The sequence below is a fragment of the Marinobacter persicus genome (assembly GCF_002934325.1).
GTDB classification, from domain to species: Bacteria; Pseudomonadota; Gammaproteobacteria; order Pseudomonadales; family Oleiphilaceae; genus Marinobacter; species Marinobacter persicus_A.
Genome location: NZ_PTIV01000093.1, coordinates 1 through 1,060, shown reverse-complemented (window position 1 = coordinate 1,060; position 1,060 = coordinate 1). Strand labels below are relative to the sequence as shown.

General features: G+C 50.7%; 1 protein-coding gene. It reads left to right on the top strand.

Going from position 1 to position 1,060, the window contains the following annotated elements:
* Nucleotides 1–969, top strand: a 969-nt coding sequence (locus BY454_RS16730; RefSeq protein ID WP_258075695.1) for an integrase catalytic domain-containing protein, incomplete at its 5' end; no start/stop codon positions are given.
* Nucleotides 970–1,060: the final 91 nt, after the last annotated feature.

Below are 1,060 nucleotides of genomic sequence, written 5' to 3'. Positions count from 1 at the left end.
GCTCTGTTGCCGGATTACCGAAAATCCGGGGGAAAAGGGCAGAAAAAAGTTTCCAAGAAGAAACTGGGTCGACCCCGGAAAACCTCACCGGGTACCGGGATTACCGTTGATGCCTCCATCGAAAAGATGTTCCGTCTGGTACTTGATCGCTACTATGTGAACGACAAAGGCCATTCCCTGCCATACGCCCATAGACGATTCATCGACATGTTCGAGGCCGCCAACCCGAATGTGCAGCCCGAAGATTATCCAACAATTGCTCAAATAAGATATTTCTATCACCGAGAGTATGAGAATGCGGACCGCATTCGCCTTAGAGTAAACAGAATCTCCTACCAAAAAGATATTCGGCCCTTAATAGGGACTGCCACAGCAGGAGTGGTGGGGCCAGGCTCAAGGTATGAAGTTGATGCGACGATTGCCGATGTTTACCTGTTATCGGCCGACCGGCAACGAGTCATCGGTCGTCCTACTCTGTATGTGGTGGTTGATGTTTTTAGCCGCATGGTGACCGGCTTCTACATCGGTTTGGAAAACCCATCCTATGTGACAGCAATGAATGCACTGTCTACGTCGATGTTAGACAAGTCTGAACTCTGTGCCCGTTATGGCGCGGAGATTACTTCAGAGCAGTGGCCAACCGTTGGCGTGCCAGATGCGATTCTCGCGGACCGTGGGGAATTACTGGGGCACCAGATTGAATCCCTGGAAAAAGCATTTGGCGTGCGCATTGAGACCACCCCGCCATACCGGGGAGATGCAAAAGGCATTGTCGAGCGTTATTTCCGAACCCTCCAAGCAGAATTCAAGCCGTTTACGCCCGGTGTGGTAACAGGCACAAAAGTTAGAAAGCAGGGCGGAAAGGACTACAGGCTGGATGCAACGCTAACTCTGGACGATTTCACCCAAATCATGGTCGCCTCGATTCTTCACCGAAATCAATATGCCGTGTTGTCGAAGTACGACTGAAGTGGACCCCGAAATTTGGACAGGAGCCTAAGCTCTGATTCATCATCTCCACAAGGAGGAGAATCATGAGCAAGAAACGCAAGCAATACAG